This window comes from Sphingomonas bacterium (assembly GCF_903643065.1).
Classification (GTDB): Bacteria; Pseudomonadota; Alphaproteobacteria; order Sphingomonadales; family Sphingomonadaceae; genus Sphingomonas.
Genome location: NZ_CAHJWX010000070.1, coordinates 1 through 7,722 on the forward strand (window position 1 = coordinate 1; position 7,722 = coordinate 7,722).

Sequence of the window (7,722 nt, forward strand, 5' to 3'; positions counted from 1 at the left end):
CCGCGATCCTGGCCGCCTGCCGTCCCGGGCTACCGGTCCTCACCATGCCGCACCCGAGTCCGACCTATGTCTGCACCAGCCCGGCGGTCCGCAACTCGGCCAAGCCCGGCCGGGCGGGGCTCGAAGCCTGGGTGCTGCAGGCGCGCGCGGACTGGTCACGCGCGCATCTGGAAGACGACGCCGCCGCCGTCGAACGGGCGATCCTGCGCGAGTTCGCGGCGCGGATCGGGGCCGACCTCCCCACCCTCCTGACGAGCGCCGCCCATCGCTGGCGCTATGCCAAGTCCGGCACGCTCGACCAGGGCGCCTTGTGGGACGACGAACTGCGGCTCGGCGTCTGCGGCGACTGGCTGCTGGGGCCGCGGGTCGAGGCGGCATGGCTGTCAGGCCAACGCCTCGCCGCCCGTATCGGAGGCGGGTAGCAAGCGCGCGCCCGCCGGTCGAACGGGCGAGCCATTACCTTGCGGGCACGGTCATCGCCGACGCGCGTTCATTGCGGCAGGATCGGCTTCTTGTCCGGTGCGGGCGGCTTGGCGAAGGTCGGGGCGGGATGCGCGGCGAGCAACGCCAGCGCCTCGGCGACGGCGCGTTCGAGCTGCGGGTCGTGGCCGGCGCGGACCAGCGCCGGATCCTGCTCCACGTCGATGTCGGGCGGGATTCCGATATTCTCGACCTCCCATTGCCCCTCCGTGCCATAGAGCGCCCAGCGCGGCGCCGTCACCGACCCGCCGTCCATCAGCGCGGGATAGCCGCCGATGCCGACCAGCCCGCCCCAGGTCCGCTTGCCGACCAGGGGGCCGACGGCGTTCTTCCGGAACAGCCAGGGCAGCGCGTCGCCGCCCGATCCCGACATCTCGTTGATGACCATCACCTTGGGGCCGTAGATGGCCTGGGCGGGCTCGATCACGTCGTCGCCCTCGCGGGTCTCGTTGACCATCTGCGGCGTGCGGCGGAGTTGCTCCACGATGTAATCGGCGATGTCGCCGCCATGGTTGAAGCGTTCGTCGATGATCGCGCCCTGCTTGCCGACCTGTGCGTAATAGTAACGATTGAAGTTGGCGAAGCCGCCGCTCGCGGTGTCGGGCAGATAGACATAGGCGAGCTTGCCGCCGGACAACCGGTCCACCGCGCGGCGGTTTCCTTCCATCCAGCTCCGCAGCCGCAGCGCCGTCTCGCTCGCGACCGGCACCACCGTGACCTGGCGCGCGCCGGTGCCGTTGGCGGTGGGGCCGACCGTCAGCACCGTCTGCTTGCCCGCGAGACCGTCAAGCGCCTGGAAGATCTCGGCCGACGCGTTCACCGGGCGACCGTTGACCGCCAGCACGAACTCGCCCGCGCGGACGTTCACGCCGGGCTGGCTGAGCGGCGCGACCAGCTTGGGGTTCCAGTTCTCGCCGGCCAGCACGCGCGCGATCCGCCAATGGCCGTCGACCGCCTCGAAGTCGGCGCCGAGCAGCCCCACCTTGGCCTTGGGCTGATCCGGTAATGCGCCGCCCCTGATGAAGGTATGGCCGACGGCGATGTGCCCGGTCATCTCCTCCAAGAGGACGTTGAAGTCCTGCCGCGCGGCAAGGCCGGGCAGGTAGCGCGCGTAGAGCGCCTCCGCGCGGGCGGCGTCGAGCCCGTGCAGGTTGGGATCGTAGAAGAAGTCCCGCTCGATCCGCCACACCTCATGATACATCTGCCGCCACTCGGCCGCCGGATCGATCCATACCTGCATGTCGTCGAGCTTGAGCGCGCCTTCGCCCTCCTTGGGCTCCTTGGCCGCATCGGCGACGATCCAGCCGCCCTTCTTCGCGAACAGCATCTTCGCGCCGTCGGCGGAGAGCGAGAAGCTGTCCGCGCTCACCCCGTCGACCAGCTTGGTGTTCTTGCGGTCCTTCATGTCGAAGCGGAAGACGGTGCGGTCGGGACCGTCCTTCTCGCTGTCCAGATAATCCTCGTCGGTCTCGGCGGCGGGGATCGTCAGCGTGTAGACGATGCCGTCGCCGCCCGTCTCCACCTCGACGATGTTGGCGCGCGGGATCGGCAGTGCCAGGATGCGCTGGTCGAGCCCGTCGAAATCGATCCGCACCGCCGTCGGCGGCCCGGGCGGTGGCGTTTTCTCGGCGGCGGTGCTGGTGTCGGTGGGCGCTGGCGCGGCGGTGGGCGTGGCCGGCGGGGTGGCCGAACGGGGCGGCTTGCTGGTGGATTTGGGCCCGGGCTTGGGCTCGTCGGCCGCGCTTTCCTCGTCACTCTCGGGCGCGACGGGGGAGGGGAGGTCCTTGCGCAGCACCATGACATAGGTCGCGCCGTCCACCGCGCGGCCCAGGCTCGACATGTCGAGCCAGCCGGCGCCCAGCCCCGTGCTGGTCGTCGCCGCGAAGTAGAGATACTTGCCCGACCGGTCGAACCGCGGCGAGATGATGTCGCTCAGACCGTCCGTCACCTGGTGCGTCTGGTCCGCCGCGAGCGAGTAGACGACGGCGGCGTGGAGATGGTTGGGCAATTGCTTGGTGTAGACGATCCACTGGCTGTCGGCCGACCAGGCGGGATCGAACCGGAAGGCGGGACTGTCGAACCGGTCGGTGTCGACCTTCCTCGGCGTGCCCCGGGTGAGGTCCACCAGCCAAAGGTTCAGGCGCTTGTCGTGGAACACGATCTTCTTCGAGTCGGGCGACCAGATCGGATCGTAGAAGAAGGAGGGTGGGCCACCGAGCGCGATGCGGCGATCGGGTCCGATGCCGTCGGCGGCGCGGACGTGGAGCGCATACTCGCCGCCCTCGTCGGAGAAATAGGCGACCTGCCGCCCATCGGGTGACGGCGAGGGATCGCGATCGGCGGCGCCCGGGGATTGGGTCAGGTCGCGGATGTCGCCCTTGTCGGCGGGCGCCGACAGGATGTCGCCGCGCGCCTCGAACACCACGCGCTTGCCGCTGCCGGTCAGCAACGCATGTTTGATCTCGTCCGCCTTGATCGCGGCGAAATGCGGCCGGAGCTGGGGCAGGTCGGCGTCGATGGTCACCGGCACCTGGCTCAGGCTTCCCGTCGCCGGATCGAACAGCTCCAGGCGGCCGAAATGGTCGATGACGATGCCGCCCGGCCCCGCGCCGGCGGACGCCATGTCGAAGCCGCGCGCATTGTCGACGGCGCGCGCGACCGCCTTGGTGGCCGGGTCGAAGGCGTACAGCGTGGTCGGCCCGTCGCGATCGGACAGGAAATACAGCCGGCCACCCAGCCACATCGGGTTGCGATCGTTGCTGTTCGCGCGCGGCACCGGGACCACGCTGGAATTTGCGAGATTAGCGAGCCAGATCCGCGCCGTCTGGCCACCGCGATAGCGTTTCCAGGCGGGCTGCCATTGCTGGACGGGCGAATAGGCCAGCGTCGCGCCGTCCGCCGCATAGGCGCCCTCCTCTCCCGACGGCAGCGGCAGCGGCGTCGGCGCGCCGCCGGCGGCGGGCACGAGGTAGAGCTGGTCCAGGTCGCGCGGGGTCGCGCGTGGCGAGCGGAACAGGATCGACCTGCCGTCCGGCGTCCAGCCCAGCGCCATGTCGGTGCCCGGATGCCAGGTCAGCCGCTTGGGCGTGCCGCCGATGGCGGCGACGACATACACATCGGTGTTGCCGTCATAGCGCCCGGTGAAGGCGATGCGGCTGCCGTCGGGCGAGAAGATCGGCCGATCGAGCTGGCCCTGGCCGGACACCAGCCGCGTCGCGCGGCCGCCGGCGCGCGGCACCGACCAGATCTCCCCGCCATAGGCGAAGGTGATCGCGGTGGCGGACAGGCTCGGATGCTGGAGCAGCAGCGGGAGGGGCGCCGTCTGCGCGGAAACGCCGGTCGCGAACGCCGCGCCGGCCAGCATCGTCACCCATCTCCGCACGCTCATCCCCCTTGGCGCCTGATTAGCTGATATCCAGCCTGTCGACCTCACCCTGTCAAGCAGGCACCCAGCAAAGTTGCCGGTGCAGATCGAGGAAGCGGGCCTCGGCGGGGGCTCAGGCGTTGTCCGGGGAAAGATGAACGGATCACGCCGATCCTGCGAGCGAGCCCATGTCATCCGTGCCGGCCTCCTTCTCCGCGCCTCCGCCAAACGCCTTCTTCTTTCCCGCCAAGCGGCTACATCAGGTCGATGAGACCACCCGCCAACCATCCCGCCATCCTCCAGCCGCGCATCGGCGTGCTGCTCATCAACCTCGGCACGCCCGACGCCGCCGACACGCGGGCGGTGCGGCGTTACCTTGCCGAGTTCCTGTCGGATCGGCGCGTGGTGGAGCTGCCGCGCATCCTGTGGCAGCCGATCCTGCGGGGGGCGGTGCTGACGACGCGGCCGCGCAAGTCGGCGCATGCCTATGGGCAGGTGTGGACGGACGCCGGATCGCCGCTCGCCGCGATCACCAAGCGGCAGTGCGAGGCGTTGCAGGGCGCGTTCGGGGCGGGGGTGAGCGTCGACTGGGCGATGCGCTATGGGCGGCCGTCGATCCCGGAGCGGCTCGCGGCGCTGAAGGCGCAAGGGTGCGAGCGCATCCTGCTGGCGCCGCTCTACCCGCAATATTGCGCGGCGACGACCGCGACCGCGAACGATAAGGCGTTCGCCGCGCTGGCCGGCATGCGCTGGCAGCCGGCGATCCGGACGTTGCCGCCGTATCACGACGATTCGGGCTATATCGCCGCGCTTAAGGACAGCGTCGAGCAAGGCCTCGCGTCGCTGCCGTTCGCCCCCGACGCGGTGGTGGCGAGCTTCCACGGGATGCCCCGGCGGACGCTCCAGCTGGGCGACCCCTATCATTGCCATTGCCAGAAGACCGCGCGGCTACTGTCGGCGGCGCTCGGGCGCGAGCTGGTGGTCGCGTTCCAATCGCGGTTCGGCCCCGCCAAGTGGCTCGGCCCCGCGACCGACGAGACGCTGGCGCGGCTGGCGGGCGAGGGCGCGCGCCGGGTCGCGATCCTGGCGCCGGGCTTTTCGGCCGATTGCCTGGAGACGCTGGAGGAGCTGTCGATCCGGGGGCGCGAGACGTTCGTGGCGGCCGGCGGCACCGACTTCGCCTATCTGCCCTGCCTCAACGACTCGGCCCCGGGGATCGCGATGTTGCGGGCGATGCTCGCGCGGGAACTTGAAGGGTGGGTGGACGCTGCTAGCCTCGCCTGAAGCAGGAGAGGACACCATGGCGAGAGTGGCGATCGTGACAGGTGGTACGCGCGGGATCGGCGAGGCGATCAGCGCGATGCTGCGCGACGAGGGGATGCAGGTGGTGGCGACCTATGCCGGCAATGCCGCGCGGGCGGACGAGTTCACCCGGCGCACGGGCATCCGCTCCTATCGATGGGACGTGGCGGACTTCGACGCCTGCCAGTCCGGTTGCGCGCAGGTGGCCGACGAGATCGGGCCGGTCGACGTGGTGGTCAACAACGCCGGCATCACCCGCGACACGACCATCCTCAAGATGACCTCCCAGCAGTGGAAAGAGGTCATCGACACGAATCTGGGCGGCTGCTTCAACATGGCCAAGGCGGTGTTCCCAGGCATGCGCGAGCGCGGCTGGGGGCGGATCGTCAACATCGGCTCGATCAACGGCCAGGCGGGGCAGTACGGCCAGGTCAACTACGCCGCCGCCAAGAGCGGCATCCACGGCTTCACCAAGGCGCTGGCGCAGGAGGGCGCCAAATTCGGCGTGACCGTGAACGCGATCGCGCCCGGCTATATCGACACCGACATGGTCGCCGCCGTGCCGGGCGACGTGCTGGACAAGATCGTCGCGCGCATCCCGGTGGGGCGGCTGGGCGCCGCGCACGAGATCGCGCGCGGCGTCGCCTTCCTGGCGAGCGAGGCGGCGGGGTTCGTGACGGGGTCGACGCTGAGCATCAACGGGGGGCAGCATATGTATTAGTCGAGGCGAAGGCGCGGCCACGCCCGCGCCGGTGCGCGAGGCGAAGCCAGGCGCACCGGCGCCCGGCTCGGCCGGCGGGTTGGCGGCGCAAGCCGACAAGCCCGTCCGACGTCAGGACGCGGCTCCGCCGCGACCCTTTCCCTGCTGGACTCTTCATCCATGTTGGATCAGCTAACACGCCAACACGGGGGTGTAGCGATATGAGATCAGGCAAACAGCTGGTGTTGCTTGCGGCCATGGCTCTTGCTGGCGCGGTCCCGGCGAACGGCCAGTCGCTCTCGCCCGATCAGATCAGCACGATCGATCAGGCGGCCGCGAAAGCACTCGCCGATACCGGGGTTCCCGCCGCGTCGATCGCGATCGTCCGGGATGGCGCGATCGTCTACACCAAGGCCTATGGGTTCCAGCGTGCCGGCGAGCCAGCGCGCACCGATGCGCGCTATTCGATCGCATCGGTCGGCAAGCAACTGACGGCCGCGGCGGTCCTGATCCTGGTCGACGAGGGCAAGCTGTCGCTCGACGACAAGGTGGCCAAATACCTCCCCGATCTGACCAGGGCGAACGATGTCACCATCCGCCAGCTCCTGAGCCATACGTCAGGCTATCGCGATTATTGGCCGCAGGACTATCTGTTCGATGACATGACGCGGCCCACCACGCCGACGACGACGCTGGATCGCTGGGCGAAAGCGCCCCTGGATTTCGAACCCGGCACCCAATGGCAATATTCCAATACGGGCTATGTCGTGGCCGGGCGCATCGTCGAGCTGGTGTCCGGCCAATCGCTGGCGACCTTCCTCAAGGATCATGTCTTCACCCGGACGGGCATGCATCCGGTCGCGAGCGACAGCGAGCTCACCCGCGCCGATCCGGCGGGATATGGCAGGGACGGGCTGGGGCCGGTGCATGCCATCGACCAGCATGGCACTGGCTGGGGCTTCGCCGCCGGCCAGTTCGCGATGACCGCCGCCGATCTCGCCCGGTGGGACATCTCCGTCATCAAGCAAAGCGTCATGTCGCGAGCAGCCTATGCCGCGCAGCAGCATGAGGTGGTGCTCGCGAACGGGGTCGGCACCGGCTATGGTCTTGGAGTGTTCGTGAGCGAGGTCAACGGCCATCGCCTGATCCAGCACAATGGGGGCGACGAAGGCTTTTATACCGAGAACCGCATCTTCCCCGACGATGGCACGGCGATCGTCGTCGCGATCAACGGCGATTTCGGCAACGCACACTTCACCATCGCCGACGCGATCCAGGGTCTGCTGTTCGCGGACAGCAGCGGTGTCGCCCGGGCGCGGGCGCTGTATGCGATGATCAGCGGCGGTCGGCTTGATCGTGCCCAGCTGACGGCGAACGGTGCCTATTACCTCTCGCCATTGAAGCTCGCGGAGTATCGGGCCGGCCTGGCACCATTGGGCAACCCGAAAACGGTGGTGCAGACGCAATCGGGCCTTCGCGGCGGGTTCACCAGCGAGCGGTTCGTGTTCGACTTCGGCAGCCGCAAGCTACTCGTCACCATCCGCGCCGAGCCTGGCTCGAACGGCCGCATCGAAGAGTTCATGGCCGCGCCGATCAGCTGACGACGGCGCTACATCCTGAAGCAGGAGGACACGGCATGGGGCCAGCGCCTACGCGCGCCGGCCCCATGCCCCCCGATACGCTACGCGGGGAACTCGTTCGCTCTCGCGAAAGCTGGAAATTGGGAGCGCCGAAGCCGCGTCGTCGGACGGGTTCGGCGTCACCTGCGTCCGCGACGCACTGGCGCGGGCGGGGCCGCGTCTGCGGCTAGCGGTAGCACCGCCCCCGATCGGCGGACGTGGCCGAGCCGTCGCGCTCGATCGCGCGGCCGGCGAGC

4 protein-coding genes and 1 pseudogene are annotated in these 7,722 nt (G+C 69.3%); 4 read left to right on the plus strand and 1 reads right to left on the minus strand.

Going from position 1 to position 7,722, the window contains the following annotated elements; translation table 11 throughout:
• Positions 1-422, plus strand: a pseudogene (locus HUU95_RS03980) (hypothetical protein); the annotation flags it as partial.
• A 68-nt stretch (positions 423-490) separates the two neighbouring features.
• Here HUU95_RS03980 and HUU95_RS03985 read toward each other — a convergent pair.
• Positions 491-3,862: a S41 family peptidase gene (locus tag HUU95_RS03985; RefSeq protein ID WP_217429765.1), complete on the minus strand. Its 3,372-nt coding sequence runs from the start codon at positions 3,860-3,862 to the stop codon at positions 491-493.
• A 249-nt stretch (positions 3,863-4,111) separates the two neighbouring features.
• Between HUU95_RS03985 and hemH the strand changes: the two genes are divergently transcribed.
• The 3 genes from hemH (at position 4,112) to HUU95_RS04000 (ending at position 7,447) form a co-directional block, all read left to right on the plus strand.
• On the plus strand, positions 4,112-5,128 hold the full coding sequence (gene hemH, locus HUU95_RS03990; RefSeq protein WP_174278921.1) for a ferrochelatase: 1,017 nt from the start codon (positions 4,112-4,114) through the stop codon (positions 5,126-5,128).
• Positions 5,129-5,144: 16 nt separating this feature from the next.
• Positions 5,145-5,867 (plus strand): acetoacetyl-CoA reductase, encoded by a 723-nt coding sequence (gene phbB, locus HUU95_RS03995; RefSeq protein WP_174278922.1) that lies wholly within the window; start codon positions 5,145-5,147, stop codon positions 5,865-5,867.
• Positions 5,868-6,103: 236 nt separating this feature from the next.
• Positions 6,104-7,447: a serine hydrolase domain-containing protein gene (locus tag HUU95_RS04000; RefSeq protein WP_254602606.1), complete on the plus strand. Its 1,344-nt coding sequence runs from the start codon at positions 6,104-6,106 to the stop codon at positions 7,445-7,447.
• Positions 7,448-7,722 lie beyond the last annotated feature (275 nt).